The organism is Neisseria sp. S1 (assembly GCF_048060015.1).
In the GTDB taxonomy this organism is placed as follows: Bacteria; Pseudomonadota; Gammaproteobacteria; order Burkholderiales; family Neisseriaceae; genus Neisseria; species Neisseria arctica.
Window position 1 is genome coordinate 105182 of the sequence record NZ_JBLUPI010000004.1, and the last position, 20877, is coordinate 126058.

A 20877-nucleotide genomic window follows, 5' to 3' on the forward strand; every position below is an offset into this window, starting at 1 on the left:
ATAACCTGGGGTATGGCTGATTAAATCGATAAAATGCTTTATCGCAAAATCTGCCATCCCCTATATACAGCAGCATGAATGCAAAAAAATTATTTGGTTACGCCCTAGGCCCCCTAGGTAGTGCCGCCGCAAGCGCATTATCTTTGCCGCTGATCTCTTGGTATTTCAGTGCTGATGATATTGGGCGGATCGTGCTGCTACAAGCAGTATCGAGCCTGACATTATTGGTACTTGGCTTAGGTTTGGACCAAGCATATATACGCGAGTATTACAGTGCGCCCGATAAGGCACAACTGTTTAAAACTATTGTAGTACCACCTATGATTCTTGCATTTGCCGGTATGTTTGCCGTCTTTTGGTATCCGGAGTGGCTATCAATACAAATACTGGCACTGGACGATGCAACATTAGGTTTGTGGTGTTTATTGTTTTTCGGAGGCATCTTACTACCCCGTTACCTTTCTTTGATACTGCGTATGCAAGAAAGGGCGTTTGCGTTCTCCCTTAGCCAATTTACACCCAAGGTTTTAATTTTATTTTTCGTTTTACTATACATAGCCGTACAAGCACCTAAAACCACATTTTATTTGATTGCTGCCTATACCGTAGCCCAATGGTGTTGCGCAGTCATTTTAATGTGGCAAACGCGGCACGAATTGCTGGCCGCTGCGAAAGCCGAGAGAAACACTACGCAACTGAAAGAGACACTACGTTATGGCATCCCTCTGGCAGCCGCCGGATTAGCCTACTGGGGACTTTCTTCAATAGATAGGTTTGCTTTAAAAAAACTGGCCGGCCTCTCTGAGTTGGGCGTCTATTCCATGGCAGTCAGCTTTGGGGCTATTGCTTTAATCTTTCAAAGTATTTTTTCTACCATTTGGGCACCGATGGTATTTAAATGGATAGAAGGTGAGCAGGAAAATTTAAAAAAAATCGGCACCATTGTTGATTCGATGCTGAGTTTGATCATCATGATTTTATGTGTCATCGGGCTATTCTCACCGTTGGTTCCGATGATTTTGCCGGCAAATTATGCGCCTGTGCAATTTATACTGCTCTCGAGCATTTTGTTTCCTTTGCTGTATACCCTAACAGAAGTAACCGGCATCGGTATTAATGTGAGTAAGCAAACATGGCTGATTACAGTTATTTCCCTGATCGCCTTAGTTTGCAACTTGGCGCTGTTATATTGGTTAATCCCGCTTTTTGGAGCCAGAGGCGCCGCAATTGCTACAGCAACTTCATTTTGGTTGTTTTTCGTTATGAAAACCGAATGTTCGATACGTCTTTGGCAGCCGCTACCGCGTAAGAAGCTGTATGGCACTACCTTGGCATGCTTAATATCGTGTATTGCTTATACCTGCTGGGGTAATCCGACAAACTATTTTATTTTTGCGGCGTTTTGGCTGCTCGTGACAATCGGCTTGTATCTCCGGCACAAGCACCAACTGCACACTATGATATTAATGATTAGAGGCCGTCTGAAAAGCAATTAATGGCCAAGGGAAAACATAATAGTTATGCATGTATTAATCCTACCATCTTGGTATCCAGAAACTCCCGATGATGTTGACGGTATCTTTTTCCGACAACAGGCACAGGCGCTGCAAAGAGCGGGGGTAACTGTAGGCGTTATCGCTCCCCAGTTTCGCTCTCTACGCGGACGCCCGGATACAATCTTTTCAAAGATGTACGGTTACAAAGATTATGTCGAACAGGGCATACCGACATTCGTTTATCAAACCATGTATTTCTTCCCTCGCCTTCAGCTTGACCGTAGCCGTTGGCTCAAAGCAGGAAAAAAGCTTTTCATGCGCTATGTCACAAAACATGGCAAACCAGACCTCATACATGCGCATTGCATGAATTACGGCGGCCTTTTAGCATATGCTATTTATCAAGAAACAGGCATCCCCTACGTTATCACAGAGCACAGTTCTACCTATGCACGAAAGCTAATTCATGACTGGCAACGACCCGCTATGCAGCCGGCCGCCGAGCATTGTGCGGCGCGTCTTGCCGTCAGCCATGATTTTTGCGATCTGTTGAAAAAAGAATATCAAGGTTTGGAGTGGAAATATTTACCAAATATCTTGTCTAACAAATTCGAAGCGCCCGTCAACTTACAAAATAAACAGGGAAACCCAGAGTTTACATTCTGTTCGGTGGCGCACCTGCGGTTGAATAAAGGCTTTGATATTTTATTACCCGCTTTTGCCGATGCTCTAAAAACCAACCCGAATATGAAGTTAAAAATCGGCGGCACAGGCCCCGACGAAGCTCAGTTTCACCAACTGGCAGCCTCATTAAATCTAGGCAATAAAGTGGAATTCTTGGGCGGCTTAAAAAATGAAGAAGTATTAAATCTGATGTACACCAGCGATGCTTTTGTTTTAGCCAGCAGGGTAGAAACCTTCGGCGTAGTATTTATTGAAGCCTTATCCCAAGGACTGCCCGTTATTGCTACCCGATGCGGAGGCCCTGAAAGTATCGTCACAAATGAAAACGGTATCTTGGTCGATACTGAAGATCAAGCAGCACTGACTACCGCCTTACTGGATATGGCTGCCAACAGCGGCAATTACGTCCCAGAAGTTTTGCGCAAAAACTGCTTGGCCGAATTTGGTGAAAAGAGCATCGTCGGACAACTACAAGCAATTTACCGGCAAGTAACCGGTCGAAACTGATTTTAAAACCTGCACCAAACCATCAGGTTAATCAGATACGAACCTAATGCAAGAAAACTAATAAAAACTTGGGAAAATTGTGAAAATCAACTCTCAGAAACTATACATTTTTTTATTTTACAGCATCATTTGTGCCTACATGCTGGGGCCTACACTTGCCTATGTAGCCGGCATTCCGCGAATCGATAATCCTTTAACGGTATTATTTATCGCCGCGATGGGGATGGCCGCTATCTTTGAAAGTAAGCGGATTCCACGGGATATCCTTATAGCTTTGCTTGCCATTACTGTTATGAGCGGCTGGAGTTTGATGCATCTCCTATTTTCTCCGCTCACACCGACGCAATTTATGGACATCATGTTTTTTATGGTGCTCCCTCCGCTGTTTTATGCTCTATATCTGATACTTTCCCGCCATCGCGATCCGCTGCAGTTCATCCGTAAATTTTTAACAATTTTTGCTCTTTTTATAGCGGTGCCCCCATTTCTCGAACTGATTCTGGGCTTTCAATTCGTCGCTTCAGATGAAACCCTGTCTCTGGACAGCGGTAGTTTGAAAGGCTTGTTCTTTAATCCGAACAACTTGGCTACTACGGCATTATGTACCGCGCCTGCTATTCTCATTTTCTTCAACCTGCTTGCCCAAAGCCGTAAAGATATGTTGCGCGGCTGGCTGCTGTTTATCCTATTGGGCGCAGTTATCTTCGCCAGTGCTTCGCGTACCGCTATCGCCTGCTATCTGCTATTGCTCGCACTCAATCTCATCTACCGCAACAACGGCCTAACCACCTTAATAGCGATTGCCACTGCCGTCTGCGTATTAATGATGATTCCTGACCAATGGATTAAAGATTTTCTCCTTTCTCTAAACGGCAATGAGTTTTTGGAACGTTTTTCATCCAGGCTGTATCTGTTCTTATATGATTTTCAAAGCGACAACTCCATTTCGTACCGTCAGGAAATCTACAATTACTTTTGGAACAACCCTCCGTTTTTATATTTGGGGTATGGGCCTAAAAACTTCCAAGAATACTTCGGCGGGCACTTAAGCGACAGCCTCGGTTTTGCCAATCCGCACAGTTTTATCATTGAATTGTACCTAGGCTTCGGTATGGCTTCTTTATTGGGCTTTTTGGCTTATTTACTGCGCTATGCAAAAGTTATTCTCACGACTGCCGGCTTGGTTTCCAAACAACGTGTGTTTGGCCTGGCCTGCATGGGTATTTTCCTAATTGCCGGATTCATTCCTTCTACTATTTTGCGCTTACCTTTCATTTGGCTGCCCTGCTTCTTCATTTTCATCTATTTGGCAGCTAATTTGAAAAACAAACACTTACAAACCAAGCGAGGCTATACATTATGAAAATTGTACTAACTACCTCTATGAGCGGCCTCGGCGGCACTGAAAATGCAACCTTTCGCTTAAGCCGCCTCCTGAAAAGCCGGGGGCATGATATCGTTTTGGCATCTTCAGACGGCCCACTTATTGCAGAGGCACAAGAATTAGGTATCCGCTGGTATGAAATAAATTTCTACCAAGGCGGCTTAGCGGGTTATCTGAAAGGTATGGCTGCATATACAAAAATGCTAAAAGAGGAAAAACCCGACATTATCCACTGCCAAATGGCACGCATTGTGCCTGCATGTGCTTTGGCGGCAAAAATCGCTTCTCCTAAAACTAAAGTTTTTTATCACGCCCGCGGCTTGGATCCGGAAACCTACCCTAAAATTGCCAAATTATTCAAAATGCTAGGTGTTTACATTATCGGCAACTGTAAACACGAACAAGAAAAACTGATCCGCTACGGCTTTCCCGCCAACCGTATTACATACACCTATAATGCCTTGCACAAACCCGACTATGTTCCGGAAAAAACCGAAAAAGACTACATTATGCTCGGCACCTTATCTCGCCTAGATAAAGTGCGTGCCGTACATCTGATGCTGCCTATTTTTAAAACCCTGGTAGATCGCGGCCTGCCTGTGCGTCTTTCGATCGCAGGTATCGGTGAAGAAATGAATAATCTCAAGGCACAGGCATATGATTTGGGTATTGCCGATAAAGTTACCTTCTTAGGCGGTGTACGCGATTTAACCGCTTACTTCAAAGATGTGGATATTTTGGTAAATACGCCCAATTGCGCGGGGGATCACGGAGCCGGCGTTGGTAATAATATTCTCGAAGCAGGCCTGTATGATACTCCGGTAGTAACCTACAACATGGCGGGCATCTCGGAGATGGTAATCAACGGACAAACCGGCTACTGCATTCCTCTGGGCAATGCCGAAGAGTTTGCCGATGCTGTTACTGAATTGGTGCACAACAAAGACTTACGCCGTCAATTAGGCCAAGCCCTGCACAAACATGTCGAAACCTTGTGTTCGGACGATGAAATTTACCGTACCACTATTGCTGCATACAATATGTAAGGTAGAACATGAAAATTACTATTGTCGCCCCGTATTGCTCCCTACCTAGCGAACCGCATTTCAACCGCTTTTGGTATTTAGCAGAATTATTAAGCCAAAAACATGATGTTTTATTGCTAACCAGCAATTTCAAACATTATGACAAATCTTTCAGACGGCCTGAAGATGCGGAAAATGCTTCCAAAGGCAGATTGCGAGTCAAACTGCTGGCCGAGAGCGGATATCAGAAAAACGTTTCGTTACAGCGTGTCCAAAGCCATCATGTTTTTGTCAAAAATTTCGAACAATGGCTGCAAAGCTGCCGCCCGGGCGATCAAGATATCGTTTTTTCAGCCTACCCCCTTATAGCAACCAACCTATTGCTGGGCAAACATAAACAACGCTTAGGCTACAAACTGATTATTGATGTACAAGACGTATGGCCGGAATCATTTTCATCCGTCGTTCCCGTTTTGAAAAAAATACCTCACAACCTACTGCCGTTCGCACACCGTGCGAATACTGCCTATGCGGCTGCGGACGGCCTAGTGGCAGTGTCGCAAACCTATCTCGACCGTGCCAAAGAAGCCAATCCTAAAGTACCCGGCGAAGTCGTTTATATCGGTGCCGACTTCAACACTTTGGATTCCGTTGAAGCCAAAGCCTTCGCCGCCGGCACGACGCGCTTTTTTTATCTAGGCACTCTGAGCTTCAGTTACGACGTAGAAACAGTCTGCAAAGGTATCCAAGCCCTCTTGGATGCAGGGGAGAAAGTTGAGCTGCACATTATGGGTGGCGGCCCGGATTTGGAAAAATTAAAGGCTTACGCCAACGAATCAATTATTTTCTACGGCTATCTGCCTTATGCGGAAATGATGTCGATTGCCAAAGGTTGTGATATTTCGGTGAACCCCATCCATTCCTACGCCATGCAATCCATCACCAACAAACTGTCGGACTACATGGCCCTGCAAAAGCCCATTTTAAACAGCCAAGTTAATGATGAAGTATCCCAAGTGCTTACTCTGCTTCCGCATGCAAACTATACCTCAGGAGATGTAAATAGCTTTATCGGCGCGGCCCGCCGTATTTTGCAACACAAAAATGATCCTGTGCAGTCGGATGAGATCGTACACCGCTTCAAACGTGATGTGGCTTACCAAAAAATTGTTAACATGATTGAGAAGCTTGCACATGAATAATCTGCTCAAACGTTTATTGGATATAGTTGGTGCCGCCGCCGGGCTGATTCTGCTCTCACCCGTATTCCTGCTGCTTATTTATTTGATCCGGAAAAATTTGGGTTCTCCTGTCTTTTTTACCCAAACCCGCCCGGGTAAAGACGGCAAGCCGTTTAAGATGATTAAATTCCGTTCGATGCGAGATGCCGTTGATGCATCAGGCAAACCATTACCAGATAGCGAACGGCTCACTCCTTTTGGCAAAAAGCTGCGTGCTACCAGCTTAGATGAACTGCCCGAACTTTGGAATGTTTTAAAAGGGGAAATGAGCTTAGTGGGACCCCGCCCCCTACTGATGCAGTATCTCCCGCTCTACAATGATTTCCAACGCCGCCGCAACGAGGTCAAACCCGGCATCACCGGTTGGGCACAGGTAAACGGTAGAAATGCGATTTCTTGGGATGAAAAATTCCAACACGACGTATGGTATGTAGAAAACCAAAACCTATTATTAGATATAAAAATACTCTTTCTAACCATTAAAAAAGTATTTATCCGCGAAGGAATTTCTGCCCAAGGAGATGCGACTATGCCGTTTTTCGAAGGAAATACCAATACCCCTAACAATATCCTAATTTTATCGGCCGGACGACGCGTCGAACTGGTTGAAAGCTTCAAAACCGAAGCGGCGAAATTTTCTGGAAATATTCGGGTGTATTGTACGGATTTGAACCCCAAGCTGTCCTCTGCCTGCCATGTTGCGGATGAAGCATTTGCTGTTCCCCGTATCAGTGACAGCCATTACACGGATGCTATTTTCGAGCTGGCCGTTGCCAAAGGAATCGGCTTAATCATACCGACAATTGACACTGAATTGATGAAGCTGGCAAAAGAACGGGATCGTTTTACCGCTGCAAATATCCATTTGATCGTATCCGACAGCGAACTCTTGCAATACTGCCGCGATAAGCGTAAAAGCGTTGACCTTTTCCAACAATACAATATCAAAGCGCCCAAGATTTATCAGCTGGGAGACATTGTATTCCCGTGTTTTGTCAAACCGTATGACGGTAGCCGTGCAATCGGCGCCCAAGCCCTGAAATCTCCTCAAGACCTAACGGATGATTTGAAACAGGATCCCAAAATGATGTTTTGCGAACTTATCGACATCAAAAATACCTATCGTGAATTTACCGTCGATATGTATTACACCCAAAACGGCGAATTGAAATGCGCTATTCCGCGCGAGCGTATCGAGGTGCGCTCAGGTGAAGTCAGCAAAGGTGTAACACGCAAAAATTGGCTATATGATTTCCTAGTCGAAAACATGGCTACCCTCAAGGGTGCCCGCGGCTGTATCACCGCCCAATTTTTCTATAACCCTGAAAACAACAGCCTCTACGGCGTAGAAATTAATCCGAGATTCGGCGGCGGCTTCCCCCTATCGTATGCAGTCGGAGGAAATTATCCGTCTTGGTTGATTCAAGAGTATTTATACGGTAAAGAAATTCCATTTTATGACAAATGGGAACCCAACCTTATTATGCTGCGATACGATGCAAAAATATTGGTGAAAGAATGACAATAACGATCAACCCTGCCGAGAGCGTTTTGGTTCTGGATCTTGATGACACTCTTTACGCCGAGTTTGACTACAAGCTTTCCGGAATTAAAAAAGTTTGTAGTCTGTTAGCCCGACTATATCCCGAATATAGCGAAGAGATATTGTTGAGCCAAATAGATCCGGATAGCTCCGACTGGTTAAACAAGTTGGCAAGTTTTTGCAATTTAAACGCCGCTGAGAAAAACTCCCTACTTTGGGTATACCGTCTGCATAACCCTGAGATACAGCCGTATGTTTGTGCAAACGAACTTAAAGCATTACTCAACAGATTTTGCGGTAGCGCCATCATTTCAGACGGCCGTAGTTTGAGCCAGCGACTAAAACTTCACGGACTGGGATTGCTACACCATTTCGAGCATATTTTGATTTCCGAAGCATGGCATTCGGAAAAACCAAATCCGGAACGTTTTGACTTCATTATGGAACAGTATCCCGGAAAAACTTATATCTACGTTGGTGACAACATTAAAAAAGACTTTATTACCCCAAAACAAATGGGCTGGCTGACCATCGGATTAAAGCCTTCTGAAAAAAATATACACCGATACCCGCCAGAAAGCTTTTCCGACAATCACCAACCGCACTATTGGATTCGTCATATCAATCAAATAAAGGAATTTATATGTTAAATACCGCCCTGTCTCCCTGGCCAAGCTTCACCCAAGAAGAAGCCGATGCCGTATCCAAAGTTTTACTGTCAAATAAAGTCAACTATTGGACAGGCAACGAATGCCGTGAATTTGAAAAAGAATTTGCAACCTTTGCCGATACCGAATATGCAATTGCATTAGGTAACGGCACCTTGGCTTTGGATGTAGCCCTCAAGGCCATGAACATAGGTGCCGGCGATGATGTTATCGTAACTTCGCGTACTTTTTTGGCCTCTGCCTCTGCGATCGTAACCGCAGGCGCAAATCCGGTGTTCGCAGACGTAGATTTAAACAGCCAAAACATTACTGCCGAAACCATCCGCACCGTCCTCACTCCTGCAACTAAAGCCATTATCGTTGTCCATCTTGCCGGCATGCCTGCAGAAATGGACGACATTATGGCTCTGGCCGAAGAAAAAAATCTTTGGGTAATTGAGGATTGCGCCCAAGCTCACGGTGCCAAATATAAAGGGAAATCCGTAGGCTCCATCGGCCATGTCGGCGCATGGTCGTTCTGCCAAGACAAAATCATGACGACCGGCGGTGAAGGCGGCATGGTGACGACAAACGACAAAGAGCTATGGTCGAAAATGTGGTCATATAAAGATCATGGCAAAAGCTTTGACGCCGTATATAACCGCCAACACCCCCCCGGTTTCCGCTGGTTACATGAAAGTTTCGGTACAAACTGGCGCATGATGGAAATGCAAGCCGTTATTGGCCGCATCCAGCTTAAACGGATGCCTGAATGGACCGCCAAACGCCAAGCAAATGCGGTTCGTTTATCGCAAAGCCTATCCCAGTTTGGTTGTATCCGCCTGGTGGAAGTACCCGACTATATCGTTCACGCCCAATACAAATTCTACGCTTTCGTTAAGCCGGAAAAACTCAAGCCAGAATGGAACCGTGACCGTATCGTTAACGAGCTGACCGCACTGAAAGTACCCTGCTATCAGGGCAGCTGCTCGGAGGTTTATTTGGAAAAAGCTTTCGACAATACGCCATGGCGCCCGAAAGAGCGGTTGAAAAATGCTGTCGAACTAGGTGACACCAGCCTGATGTTTTTAGTACACCCGACATTGAGCGATGAAGAAATATCGTTCTGCTGCCGCCATATCGAAGCCGTATTACAACAAGCCTGTATCTAAACCGGATACCAATTATGCTTTTGGAATCTTTACTTACTTTACCACGCAACGTAAAAAAAGCTTTTTTTGTGCTGCACGACTTGGCGGTTCTTTTTGCCACATTCTGGTTTATCCAAAGTCTGAAGATGAACTATTCTGAAGAGTGGCTCAATACGGCTAACTGGCTTTCTTTCGGCGTAACCGCAATCATCACGATTGTTGTCTTCTCGCGCCTGGGGCTTTATCGGGCCGTAACGCGTTTCGTCAGCACAAAAGTACTGACTACCGCCGTTATGGGCAGTGCCATTTCATCCGTTGTATTTTTTATCAGCATTTTAATGTTTGAACAACGCATGAGATTGGCTCTTCCCGTTGCTTATTTCCTGACGCTGGTCGTACTGATTGCAGGCAGCCGTTTGATGCTGCGGACCATCCTCACTAACCGCAGCAATAAGCAAATGATACCCGTCTTGATTTACGGTGCGGGTCAATCAGGCCGGCAGCTGTTGGAAGCCATCAAACAGGTACATGAATATAACGCAATCGCCTTCATAGACGACAACGAAAAAATCCAACGTTCGATTATCTATGATTTAACGGTATACAGCCCTGCTGAAATCAGCAGTCTGATCCAGCGCTATGGGATCAAAAAAATCCTATTGGCCATTCCGAGTGTGAGCGGTGATGAACGCAAAGCCATTATCCGCTCACTAGAACCTTACCCTTGCGAAGTTCTAACTATTCCGGGTATGCGGGACTTGGTAGACGGGAAAATCAGTGTTAGCTCCCTGAAAAAAATATCGGTCGTCGATTTACTCGGCCGTGACCCCGTTGCCCCCCGTCCGGAGCTGATGGCTAAAGATATTCGGGGCAAAGTTGTTATGGTAACCGGTGCCGGTGGCTCAATCGGTTCGGAACTATGCCGCCAGATTATCCGTCAAAGCCCTGCCAAGCTGATTTTGTTCGAGCTGTCGGAATTCTCCCTATACAGTATCGACAAAGAACTGGCCGAACTGCAAAAAGAGTTCGGCTTACAAATAGAAACCATTCCGCTTTTGGGTTCGGTTCAGCATGAAAAACGCTTGTACAGCGTTATGAAGACTTTCGGCGTACAAACCGTTTACCATGCAGCCGCCTATAAGCACGTTCCCATGGTCGAATTCAACACCATCGAAGGTATCCGCAATAATGTTTACGGAACACTTTTCTGTGCCCGTGCCGCGATTGATGCCTTAGTTGAAACCTTCGTGCTGATTTCAACCGATAAAGCCGTACGCCCCACCAATACCATGGGTGCCAGCAAACGTATGGCGGAGCTGGTATTACAGGCTTTGGCGGCAGAACCGAACCAAACCACGCGCTTTTGTATGGTACGCTTCGGCAATGTATTGGGTTCTTCCGGTTCGGTAGTGCCTGTATTTGAGAAACAAATCGCATCAGGCGGGCCGGTTACATTAACGCATGCCGATATCACACGCTACTTCATGACCATACCCGAAGCGGCCCAATTAGTGATCCAAGCCGGTGCGATGGGACAAGGCGGTGATGTATTCGTTCTGGATATGGGCGAGTCGGTAAAAATCATTGATTTGGCACGCCAAATGATCCGTCTCAGCGGTTTGGAAGTTAAAGATGAAAACAATCCCGACGGCGATATATCCATAGAAGTTACCGGATTGCGCCCGGGTGAAAAGCTTTACGAAGAGCTGCTAATCGGCGATGAAGTACAAGAAACCACTCATCCCCGCATTATGACCGCCAATGAAATAATGCTACCTTGGCAGAAGCTTTCCGACATACTTGAGCGTATGGATAACGCCTGCAGACAGTCTGACCAACAGAATCTGCGCGCATTACTGCTTGAGGCACCCACCGGATTTGTCCCTAAAGACGGTATTTGCGACTTGGTATGGCAACAAAACCATGCCGCCTGAATCATTTTTTCAGACGGCCTCATGTTTAAATAAAAAGGATTATTGTGAAACTCAAACGACTGACCATTATCGGTTTTTCGCTGCTGGCACTGACAACCGGCGGCTGCACAGTGATACCCGGCTCAAGCCTGCCCACCAAAAACAAAACTTGGGTATATAACGAAAACCATACAAGAGGCGAAGATACGCTTGATAGCCGTGTAAACGTTTATCCGATTACCCTTAATCTGATTCAGAGTATGCGGCAGCCTCCGCGCACTGCGCAGCATAATCAAGCATTAAACCAGCAGAAATCCGCTTACCGCTACCGTGTCGGCCCGGGTGACGTACTGAATATCATGGTATGGCATCACCCCGATTTGAACTCTCCCGTTCCAAGCAGCATGAATCCGCAAAGCAAACAGGTCAGCAGCGGCGCATGGGTAGATGAAACGGGCCATCTTTCTTACCCTCTGGCAGGGAAATTGTATGTACAGGGAAAAACCCTGCCCGAGATCCAAAATATGCTGGAAGGCCGTCTGAAACGCTACATCAAAACCCCGCAGGTTTCGGTAAACGTTACCGAATTCCGCTCACAGCGTATATCGATAGCGGGAGCTGTCGGACAACCCGGCCAGCTTCCGATTACCAATATTCCGGTTACCCTGCTCGATGCGATTGACCAGGCCGGAGGTTTGGCAGCCAATGCCGATACACAAAACGTGAAACTCACCCATAACGGTGTGGATCGGACTATTTCGCTTCAGGAAATCCTACAATACGGCGACCTCTCACAAAACCAACTGCTCAGTCACGGTGATATCGTTTATGTTCCCACTACCGAAAACAGCAAAGTATACGTAATGGGTGAGGTTAACCAACAAACCTCGTTACCGATCGGTAGTCACGGCCTATCGCTTACTCAAGCTTTAGGAGAAGCCAAGGGTATGAATCAGGCGTTGGCAGACGCAACCGGTGTTTTCGTTGTACGTAATGCACCGCATGATGTTGAAAAACCAATCCATATCTATCAGTTGAATCTGAAAGACGCCACGGCTTATGCCTTAGGCAACGAATTTAAATTGCGCGCCAATGACGTAGTATTCGTAACCGCCGCACCGTTGTCCCGCTGGAACCGCGTAATGTCTTTGCTGACCAATTCGGTTTCCAACCTCTACAATTTGGACAGTACATTTAAGTAAAGGCCGGCCTTTTATGTATCAAAACATCTTGATCGTTTGCGTAGGTAACATATGCCGCTCTCCCACTGCCGAGCGCGTATTACAAAAAATGCTGCCTACCCACCACATCGAATCTGCAGGTATCCGTGCGGTTGTCGGTGCAGATGCAGACTTTCAAGCGATTAAAACGGCACTGAAGCGCGGTGTTATCGTTGCCGGCCATACGGCACAGCAATTAACCGCCGCACTATGTGAAAAAGCCGATCTGATATTGGTAATGGAACCGTCACATATCGAAGCCGTTGCAGATATCCTGCCCTCGGCCCGCAGCAAAACCATGCTGTTTGCACAATGGCTGCCGCGCAAAAGTATTCCCGATCCGTTTCGCCAAAGTGACGAAATGTTTGAATCGGTTTATCAGCATATCGAAGAGGCGTCAATCAGCTGGGCACAAAAACTCAAGGCGGATTCAGGCACTCGGTAAGTAATGCCCCAACGACATATAAATCCTATTTAAAGGCTCATTATGAACCAACCCTATTCAAACTATCCACCCTCAGAAAAAGACAATGAAATTGATGTAAGCAAACAGCTGCATCACCTGTTGGAACACAAAAAAGCCATCGGCTTGGCAATATTATTAGGTGCACTGGCCGGCGGGCTCTATAGTTTTTCCGCATCACCCGTCTACCGTGCGGACGCCATGCTTGAGCTGCAAACTAAGCAAAACCAAATTTTGAATGAAATTAACAGCTTATTTAGTAGCGAACCCTCTCCTTCCGAAGCCGAAATCGAGCTTATCCAATCGCGCTTGGTTATCGGCAAAACCGTTGAAGATTTACAACTGGATCAAAGTGTTACTCCAAAATACTTCCCTGTATTCGGGCAGTTGGCACACAATCTCAGCAGCGATACCGATCCTGAATTAAAAATACAAGCCTTCACCGTATCCGAAGAATGGCACAACAAGCCTATCATCCTTACGGCTGCCGATAACCAACATTACAGTATCAAACTTCCCGATGGCTCGGTATCCGAGGGCCGCGTAGGCCAACCTTTAAAAGTCGACAACCGCTTGGTGCTGCAAATCAACCAGATTTTGGCTAATGCCGGCCAGCAATTTACCCTGACCAAGTTTTCACGCCTCAATACCATCAACCAAATAAATCAAAACTTCTCGGTCATCAGTAAAGGCAAAACCAGCCCTATTCTGAACCTAGGCTATGTCGGCAGCGACCCCAAACAAATCGAAAATATTCTAAACAGCATTATTAACAACTATGTGAGCCAAAATAAAGACCGTGATGTGCAAGTAGCAGCCAACGGCTTGGCTTTTATCAGTGAAGAGCTGCCCCGTTTGCGCGAAGCCCTGCAAGACGCTGAAAACCGCCTGAACGAATACCGCATGAAAAGCGGCTCTTTAGATATCCCGATCGAAGCCAAAAGCGCATTAGAAAGCTTGGCCAGTATCGAGGCACAAATCACCACATTAAAAACCGAAGAGGCCGGTCTGGCAGAGCTCTATACCAAAGAACACCCGGCTCTGAAATCCGTACTCGACAAACTATCTGTATTGGAACAAGCCAAAAACAAAATCAACCGCCAAATTGCGGTTTTGCCCAATACCCAACAAGAAGTCATCCGGTTAACGCGTGATGTTGATACAAACCAAGCCACCTATATGCAGCTTTTGAACAAACAACAAGAGCTGAACATCCTGCGCGCCAGTGCCCAAGGTAATGTCCGTGTAGTTGACCAAGCCGTTACTGCCGAACAACCCATTAAGCCGCGCAAAGGCATGATTATCTTAATGAGCGCCCTCACCGCCGGTTTAGCCGCTTCGGCTTGGTTTTTATTAAGATCCAGCTTCCGCCGTACCGTTACCTCTCCTGAAGAAATCGAGATGCTCGGTTTGGAAGTGGCCGCTGTCATTCCACTATCTGAAACCCAGAAAAAACGTGATGCGCAAAGCAAGCGTCTGAGCCGTAAAAAAACACCTTCTTCATTCCTCTTGGCAGCAGAAGACTCCTCAGATATTGCCGTAGAAGCCATCCGTTCTTTGCGTACCGGCATTCACTTTGCCATGATGAATACCAAAAACAAAGTATTGATGATCTCGGGTGCAACCCCCGAGGTCGGGAAATCCTTCATATCTGCTAACTTGGCAACCGTTATGGCGCAATCCGGCAAAAAAACACTACTGATTGACGCCGATATGCGCAAAGGCTATCTGCACCGTATATTTGGTCTAAACGAAGAAACCGGTTTGGCTGAGATATTAGCAGGCGACACCAACCCGATGCAGGCAGTACAAACTACTAAGATTGAAAACCTTGAATTTATCAGCCACGGTAAAATGCCTGATCATCCGTCCGAGCTGTTAATGAGCAACCGCCTATATGCGATTTTGGAATGGGCCAAACAGCGTTATGACTACGTAATCGTGGATACACCGCCGATTTTGGCCGTAACCGATGCTGCCGTTATCGGGCAATTTGCCGGCAATACCATGCTGGTTGCCCATCATAACCGCACTACGCCGCGAGAATTGGAAATCAGTATGCAACGCTTTGCCCAAAACAGCATTTCCGTAAAAGGCGTGATTTTCAATGGACTATCCCGTAGCGCGCAAAACGGTCACAGCTATTATGCTTACGCCAAATATGCGAAAAAATAATTGATATACAGCCAAAGGCCGTCTGAAAATTATTTTCAGACGGCCTTATTATTTTGAAATAAACAATATTTTAACGTTTTAAATAATTTGCCAACGTATCCGGAAAATCGGTAAAAATACCATCGGCTTTAGCCTTATCAAATAAAACCGCATACATCTCATCAATATCACCCACATATTCCGGCAATGTTTCTTGGCGAACGGTATAAGGATGAAGCTCCAAACCGTTGGATTTGATATCGTCTACCATCGGAGTTGCCACTACTTTCCCTTTAACCGATTTTTTACCGTCTAAAAGCATATACCAAGCCGGTCCTACACCATCGGCATAACGGGCAATCTCCTTCATTGCTCCCGGACGGAACATCCAATCATAGCTGTAATTTACCCAACTGCTACCTTTACGCTCCTGTGTTTCGTTCCAATCGGTATAAGCAACCAATTGAACCAACTTGATATCCATACCCATTTTCGGCATCAAATCGGTTTTAATGCGTTTGAGTTCATTAAAATCAAAAGTTTGCAGGTAAACCGGATCATTCTTTCCGGTATAACCGTATTTCTTCAATAATTCCAAAGTCGCACGGGCGATATCCTTACCCTCCTGATGATGCAGCCACGGTGCCTTGATTTCAGGATAGATGCCGATTTTTTTACCACTGGCCTTTTCCAAACCGCGTATAAACTGCAATTCTTCTTCGAAAGTGTGGATTCTGAAATTACCCTGCCACAAAGGAAACCGTTTGGGATAAACAGCAATCTGTTTGCCGTTTTCCGTTTTAAAATTTTCCGTCATCCGCAAACTGCGTATTTCGGCCAAAGTAAAATCCGGCACATAAAACTTACCGTCGGCACGAGCCCGACCGGGAAATTTTTCGGCCACATCGGTCAGCCCGTCTAAAAAATGGTCATGAATCACAACCAAATGGTTGTCTTTGGTCATCACCAAATCTTGTTCGAGATAATCCGCCTTTTGTCCGAATGCCAACGCTTTACTCTCCAGCGTATGCTCCGGCAAATATCCGCTTGCGCCGCGATGGGCGATAATTAATTTCTCTGCCGCCATAGCTTGTACGCCCAAAGCGGCGAAACATACCGCCAACATCCATTTTTTCATACCGATGCATCCTTTCCTGAATAAATACCATACGGTGAACAAAGCGATTGTATAGCAGCATGATGACAAAAAGATAACAGCATATACCTGCCTTTTATTCCCCTTATCTCCCTCTCTTCAGGTAAAATCGGTAACATCCATTGTTTTCAGACGGCCTATCATCATGTATTCATCCATTATCCGCCCGCTACTCTTTCGTTTAGACGCCGAAAAAGCCCATCACTTTACACTTGAATTGATTAAGCATAGCCATCCGTGGCTGATGCCGGACGCAGGTTTATGTCACACCAATCCTACCCGCCTAATGGGCTTGGATTTGCCCAACCCGGTCGGATTGGCAGCAGGATTGGATAAAAACGGCGAATATATTGATGCACTGGCCGCCCTAGGCTTCGGTTTTATCGAAGTCGGCACTGTTACGCCGCGCCCGCAAGAAGGCAACCCCAAGCCCCGCCTGTTCCGCGTTCCCGAACACGGCGGCATCATCAACCGTATGGGATTTAATAATTACGGCATCGATATCATGATCAAAAATATCGAAACCAGCCGTTACAATGGTATTTTGGGCATTAATATCGGTAAAAATGCCACCACGCCGATTGAGCAGGCTGCGCAAGACTACCTGATCTGCTTAGAAAAAGCCTATGCCCATGCCAGCTATATCACCGTTAATATTTCTTCCCCCAACACCAAAAACCTTCGCGCCCTGCAAGGCGGTGACGAACTCAGCGCGCTTCTGACCGCCCTTAAAGACAAACAGGCTCATTTATCTGCGGCACATGGCCGGTATGTTCCCCTGGCCGTTAAGATCGCTCCAGATTTGGAAGAAGCCCAAATTACCGATATCGCCCACGTTATCCGACAAACCGAGATAGACGGTGTGATCGCAACCAATACCACTATTGATAAATCATCTTTAGGCAACCATCCGCTTGCAAATGAACAAGGCGGCTTAAGCGGCTCCCCCGTATACCGTGCCAGCAATAAAGTTTTAAAAGACTTGGTATCCGAATTGGGCTGCCGTACGCCGGTTATCGGTGTGGGAGGCATCATGAGCGGGCATGACGCCCGTGAAAAATTGAACCTCGGTGCTTCTGCCGTACAAATTTACAGCGGCTTAATCTACAGAGGCCCTGCATTAGTACGGGAATGTTTGAAATTTTGCACCGGACAACCATAAAATCCACCAACCCGATCGGATACATCCCAAAAGCATACTTCCCCCTGGCAGTATGCTTTTTTTAATTAATCTTGCTATCAGCTACTCGCCAGATAAGCCATACCGACCAATGCCGTCCGAAAGTTTCAGACAGCATTATTTACATAAAAATAAAATAAAATGCCTTTTATAACAACTTACTTTCTTCAAAATCATTTAAATCAAACATATATTATCTTTACCTTTCAGCCAAAATCAAAATTAAAAATCCAACATCCTTATTCCATCACGCTTTGCCGCCGATTCATCATTTTTACTAATGGCTGCCATCAAAATTTAAAGTTTTACACTTTTTTCAAAAAAAACTAAATTCAACCCAATAAGAAAAACACTCTAGGAGAAACACCAATGACTACCCTATCTGCCGGTGCGCGTTTCCGCCAAGCCGTCCAAGAAGAACATCCCTTAGCCGTTGTCGGCTGCATCAACGCCTATTTCGCACGCCTTGCCACCCAAAGCGGCTTCAAAGCCCTGTATCTTTCAGGGGGAGGTGTAGCGGCTTGCTCGTGCGGTATTCCCGATTTGGGTATTACCAGCATGGAAGACGTACTAACCGATGCACGCCGTATTACCGATAATGTCGATACGCCGCTTCTGGTCGACATTGACACAGGTTGGGGCGGCGCATTCAATATCGCCCGTACAATCAAGGCTTTCGAAAAAGCCGGCGTTGCAGCCGTACACATCGAAGACCAAGTAGCACAAAAACGCTGCGGCCACCGTCCCAACAAGGCCATTGTTTCCCAATCTGAAATGGTTGACCGTATCAAAGCCGCCGTTGATGCCCGCACCGACAGCAACTTTGTCATTATGGCGCGTACCGATGCACTGGCAGTCGAAGGCTTGCAATCCGCAATCGAACGCGCCCAAGCATGTGTAGAAGCCGGCGCTGATATGATTTTCCCCGAAGCGATGACCGAGCTGGGTATGTACCGCCAATTTGCCGATGCCGTTCAAGTACCGGTATTGGCCAACATTACCGAATTCGGTGCCACACCGCTGTACAGCCAGCAAGAATTAGGTGAAAACGGCGTATCGCTGGTGCTCTATCCCCTTTCGGCCTTCCGTGCCGCCAGTAAAGCCGCACTCGACGTTTATCAGGCTATCCGCCGAGACGGACACCAGCAAAACGTTGTCGACACCATGCAAACCCGTATGGAGCTGTACGATTTTCTCGGCTATCACGATTACGAGCAAAAGCTGGACAAACTATTCAGCGAAAACGCCTGATCCACACCCTTTCCGTGTGGCGGCTTCTCTTGCCGCACGGGCGGGTAACCCCTTTCAGACGGCCTTTATAACAGCCGTTCAAGAGCCATAAGGCCGTCTGAGATATCAATTATAAAAAGTCTGCAAAGGAGAACCGTATGACTACCACTACCGAAACCCCCGTAACCCCGAAGCCGAAAAAATCGGTCGCCCTGTCAGGCGTTGCCGCCGGTAACACTGCTTTGTGTACCGTAGGCCGTACAGGTAACGATTTGAGCTACCGCGGCTACGACATTCTTGATTTGGCCAAGCATTGCGAATTCGAAGAAGTCGCCCACCTGCTGATTCACGGCCATCTGCCTAACAAACACGAGCTGGCCGCCTACAAGAAAAAACTCCAATCGCTGCGCAACCTGCCCAGCAATGTATTGAGCGTTTTGGAAAACATTCCGGCCAATGCCCACCCGATGGACGTGATGCGTACCGGCGTATCCGCTTTAGGCTGCACCACGCCCGAACGCGAAGGCCATCCCGCCAGCGAAGCGAAAGACATCGCTGACAAACTCATCGCCTCATTAGGCAGCATGCTGCTGTATTGGTATCAATACGCGCATAACGGCAAAGTTATCAGCCTCGACAGTAAAGAAGACAGCATCGGCGGCCACTTCCTACACCTCTTGCACGGCAAACGCCCGAGCAAAGAACATGTGAAAGCCATGCATATTTCGCTGATTCTCTATGCGGAACACGAGTTTAACGCCTCTACCTTCACCTCACGCGTGATTGCGGGTACAGGTTCCGATATGTACTCTGCCATTTCAGGTGCGATCGGCGCCTTGAAAGGCCCGAAACACGGCGGAGCCAACGAGGTGGCCTACGACATCCAAAAACGTTACCGCAGTGCCGACGAAGCCGAAGCGGATATCCGCGAGCGCATCGGCCGCAAAGAAATCGTCATTGGCTTTGGCCATCCCGTTTACACCATCTCTGATCCGCGCAACGTCGTTATTAAAGAAGTAGCGCGCGATTTGAGCAAAGAAAGCGGCGACATGTTGCTGTTTGACGTAGCCGAGCGTTTGGAAACCCTGATGTGGAACGAGAAAAAAATGTTCCCCAACCTCGATTGGTTCAGTGCCGTTTCATACCAAAAAATGGGCGTACCTACCGCCATGTTTACCCCGCTGTTTGTGATTTCGCGTACCACAGGCTGGAGTGCCCACATTATCGAGCAGCGCGAAGACGGCAAAATCATCCGCCCGAGTGCTAACTATACCGGCCCGGATGATTTGAAGTTTGTTCCCTTAGACAAACGCTAAGCAGTTTCAGACGGCCTTTCGCAACACAAAAGGCCGTCTGAACAGCTCCAATAAAATAATGATTTAAATGGAAAACTATTTAACATTCCTTAAACCCTTTTCGTATCCGGCCTGTTCATGCGGCTCTTCTTAATCCCGCTGCAGCTGGTAATACAAAAGACGATACAAAATTTTAAGAAATAAAGGTTTTACGATTAGCAACGGTATTTTTGATATTGCGGAACCCTCGGGGCATTTCACCCTAACTTATCCCTGTTTGCATCTACTGGTGAGACCCACCGCGTTTTTGGCACTTTAATCCGCGATTCCCCGATCCCACTAAAACACCTCTGCTTTGAAATTACCGTTACCAATCCTAAAACCATTATTTTTTACCGGCATATTTTTTCTCCAACACCGTCCGCGCCGGAGCCTCAATTCCCAAAGGAGCCCAGCTGACGATAATGGCCATACGATTCTTATCGCATAGCCGTCATAACGGCTGTACGCAGACAGCAACGTTTGCCAAACCATCCGAACCGGCTCTGAAGCGAGAAAAAGCATATTACTGCTCCCGGTAGATTATTG

The 20877-nt window shown here is 46.6% G+C and carries 16 protein-coding genes and 1 pseudogene; 16 read left to right on the plus strand and 1 reads right to left on the minus strand.

Annotation, left to right across the window (positions count from 1 at the left end; genetic code table 11):
- Positions 1 to 74: 74 nt before the first annotated feature.
- The 13 genes and pseudogenes from ACEPPX_RS04330 to ACEPPX_RS04390 all read left to right on the plus strand — a co-directional run bounded on the left by ACEPPX_RS04330 (position 75) and on the right by ACEPPX_RS04390 (position 15449).
- Positions 75 to 1496, plus strand: a complete 1422-nt coding sequence (locus tag ACEPPX_RS04330; RefSeq protein WP_416623076.1) for a lipopolysaccharide biosynthesis protein — start codon at positions 75 to 77, stop codon at positions 1494 to 1496.
- Positions 1497 to 1520: 24 nt separating this feature from the next.
- On the plus strand, positions 1521 to 2687 hold the full coding sequence (locus ACEPPX_RS04335) for a glycosyltransferase (RefSeq protein ID WP_416623077.1): 1167 nt from the start codon (positions 1521 to 1523) through the stop codon (positions 2685 to 2687).
- A 79-nt stretch (positions 2688 to 2766) separates the two neighbouring features.
- Positions 2767 to 4050: an O-antigen ligase family protein gene (locus ACEPPX_RS04340; protein ID WP_416623078.1), complete on the plus strand. Its 1284-nt coding sequence runs from the start codon at positions 2767 to 2769 to the stop codon at positions 4048 to 4050.
- Positions 4047 to 5117 (plus strand): glycosyltransferase family 4 protein, encoded by a 1071-nt coding sequence (locus ACEPPX_RS04345; RefSeq protein WP_047759945.1) that lies wholly within the window; start codon positions 4047 to 4049, stop codon positions 5115 to 5117. The genes ACEPPX_RS04340 and ACEPPX_RS04345 overlap by 4 nt, the downstream gene beginning before the upstream one ends.
- An 8-nt stretch (positions 5118 to 5125) precedes the next feature.
- A complete protein-coding gene (locus tag ACEPPX_RS04350) occupies positions 5126 to 6298 on the plus strand; it encodes a glycosyltransferase (protein WP_416623079.1) in 1173 nt (390 codons plus the stop codon).
- A pseudogene (locus ACEPPX_RS04355) lies at positions 6291 to 6887 on the plus strand (sugar transferase); the annotation flags it as partial. The gene ACEPPX_RS04350 and the pseudogene ACEPPX_RS04355, both read left to right, overlap by 8 nt.
- Positions 6867 to 7859, plus strand: coding sequence for an ATP-grasp domain-containing protein (locus ACEPPX_RS04360; RefSeq protein WP_416623148.1), 993 nt, complete (start codon positions 6867 to 6869; stop codon positions 7857 to 7859). The pseudogene ACEPPX_RS04355 and the gene ACEPPX_RS04360, both read left to right, overlap by 21 nt.
- The gene (locus ACEPPX_RS04365) at positions 7856 to 8530 is read left to right on the plus strand and encodes an HAD family hydrolase (RefSeq protein WP_416623080.1); all 675 of its coding nucleotides are present in this window, start codon (positions 7856 to 7858) and stop codon (positions 8528 to 8530) included. Before ACEPPX_RS04360 ends, ACEPPX_RS04365 begins: the two co-directional genes overlap by 4 nt.
- A complete protein-coding gene (locus tag ACEPPX_RS04370) occupies positions 8524 to 9699 on the plus strand; it encodes a DegT/DnrJ/EryC1/StrS family aminotransferase (RefSeq protein WP_416623081.1) in 1176 nt (391 codons plus the stop codon). The genes ACEPPX_RS04365 and ACEPPX_RS04370 overlap by 7 nt, the downstream gene beginning before the upstream one ends.
- Before the next feature lie 14 nt (positions 9700 to 9713).
- Positions 9714 to 11612, plus strand: a complete 1899-nt coding sequence (locus tag ACEPPX_RS04375; protein ID WP_416623082.1) for a polysaccharide biosynthesis protein — start codon at positions 9714 to 9716, stop codon at positions 11610 to 11612.
- A 44-nt stretch (positions 11613 to 11656) separates the two neighbouring features.
- Positions 11657 to 12793 carry a polysaccharide export protein gene (locus tag ACEPPX_RS04380; RefSeq protein ID WP_416623083.1) on the plus strand — a complete coding sequence of 379 codons (1137 nt, stop codon included), beginning with the start codon at positions 11657 to 11659 and terminating at the stop codon, positions 12791 to 12793.
- 13 nt (positions 12794 to 12806) lie between these two features.
- Positions 12807 to 13256 (plus strand): low molecular weight protein-tyrosine-phosphatase, encoded by a 450-nt coding sequence (locus ACEPPX_RS04385; protein ID WP_416623084.1) that lies wholly within the window; start codon positions 12807 to 12809, stop codon positions 13254 to 13256.
- Positions 13257 to 13298: 42 nt separating this feature from the next.
- A complete protein-coding gene (locus tag ACEPPX_RS04390; RefSeq protein ID WP_416623085.1) occupies positions 13299 to 15449 on the plus strand; it encodes a polysaccharide biosynthesis tyrosine autokinase in 2151 nt (716 codons plus the stop codon).
- Positions 15450 to 15519: 70 nt separating this feature from the next.
- On the opposite strand, the gene glpQ is transcribed toward ACEPPX_RS04390, so the two are convergent.
- Positions 15520 to 16566, minus strand: coding sequence for a glycerophosphodiester phosphodiesterase (gene glpQ / locus ACEPPX_RS04395; RefSeq protein ID WP_416623086.1), 1047 nt, complete (start codon positions 16564 to 16566; stop codon positions 15520 to 15522).
- 163 nt (positions 16567 to 16729) lie between these two features.
- Here glpQ and ACEPPX_RS04400 point away from each other — a divergent pair, with 163 nt between their 5' ends.
- From ACEPPX_RS04400 to prpC, 3 genes are all read left to right on the plus strand, one after another.
- On the plus strand, positions 16730 to 17746 hold the full coding sequence (locus ACEPPX_RS04400) for a quinone-dependent dihydroorotate dehydrogenase (RefSeq protein WP_416623087.1): 1017 nt from the start codon (positions 16730 to 16732) through the stop codon (positions 17744 to 17746).
- A 387-nt stretch (positions 17747 to 18133) separates the two neighbouring features.
- Positions 18134 to 19015 (plus strand): methylisocitrate lyase, encoded by an 882-nt coding sequence (gene prpB, locus ACEPPX_RS04405; protein ID WP_047759954.1) that lies wholly within the window; start codon positions 18134 to 18136, stop codon positions 19013 to 19015.
- Positions 19016 to 19152: 137 nt separating this feature from the next.
- Positions 19153 to 20310: a bifunctional 2-methylcitrate synthase/citrate synthase gene (prpC, locus tag ACEPPX_RS04410; protein WP_047759955.1), complete on the plus strand. Its 1158-nt coding sequence runs from the start codon at positions 19153 to 19155 to the stop codon at positions 20308 to 20310.
- The last annotated feature ends 567 nt before the right edge of the window (positions 20311 to 20877 follow it).

What these genes read in the sequence shown, in the direction of transcription:
- glpQ (WP_416623086.1), bottom strand. Translation starts at nt 16,566, where the DNA reads ATGAAAAAATGGATGTTGGCGGTATGTTTCGCCGCTTTGGGCGTACAA.
- ACEPPX_RS04330 (WP_416623076.1), top strand. Translation starts at nt 75, where the DNA reads ATGAATGCAAAAAAATTATTTGGTTACGCCCTAGGCCCCCTAGGTAGT.
- ACEPPX_RS04400 (WP_416623087.1), top strand. Translation starts at nt 16,730, where the DNA reads ATGTATTCATCCATTATCCGCCCGCTACTCTTTCGTTTAGACGCCGAA.
- ACEPPX_RS04375 (WP_416623082.1), top strand. Translation starts at nt 9,714, where the DNA reads ATGCTTTTGGAATCTTTACTTACTTTACCACGCAACGTAAAAAAAGCT.
- prpC (WP_047759955.1), top strand. Translation starts at nt 19,153, where the DNA reads ATGACTACCACTACCGAAACCCCCGTAACCCCGAAGCCGAAAAAATCG.
- ACEPPX_RS04390 (WP_416623085.1), top strand. Translation starts at nt 13,299, where the DNA reads ATGAACCAACCCTATTCAAACTATCCACCCTCAGAAAAAGACAATGAA.
- ACEPPX_RS04350 (WP_416623079.1), top strand. Translation starts at nt 5,126, where the DNA reads ATGAAAATTACTATTGTCGCCCCGTATTGCTCCCTACCTAGCGAACCG.
- ACEPPX_RS04365 (WP_416623080.1), top strand. Translation starts at nt 7,856, where the DNA reads ATGACAATAACGATCAACCCTGCCGAGAGCGTTTTGGTTCTGGATCTT.
- ACEPPX_RS04335 (WP_416623077.1), top strand. Translation starts at nt 1,521, where the DNA reads ATGCATGTATTAATCCTACCATCTTGGTATCCAGAAACTCCCGATGAT.
- prpB (WP_047759954.1), top strand. Translation starts at nt 18,134, where the DNA reads ATGACTACCCTATCTGCCGGTGCGCGTTTCCGCCAAGCCGTCCAAGAA.
- ACEPPX_RS04360 (WP_416623148.1), top strand. Translation starts at nt 6,867, where the DNA reads ATGCCGTTTTTCGAAGGAAATACCAATACCCCTAACAATATCCTAATT.
- ACEPPX_RS04370 (WP_416623081.1), top strand. Translation starts at nt 8,524, where the DNA reads ATGTTAAATACCGCCCTGTCTCCCTGGCCAAGCTTCACCCAAGAAGAA.
- ACEPPX_RS04385 (WP_416623084.1), top strand. Translation starts at nt 12,807, where the DNA reads ATGTATCAAAACATCTTGATCGTTTGCGTAGGTAACATATGCCGCTCT.
- ACEPPX_RS04345 (WP_047759945.1), top strand. Translation starts at nt 4,047, where the DNA reads ATGAAAATTGTACTAACTACCTCTATGAGCGGCCTCGGCGGCACTGAA.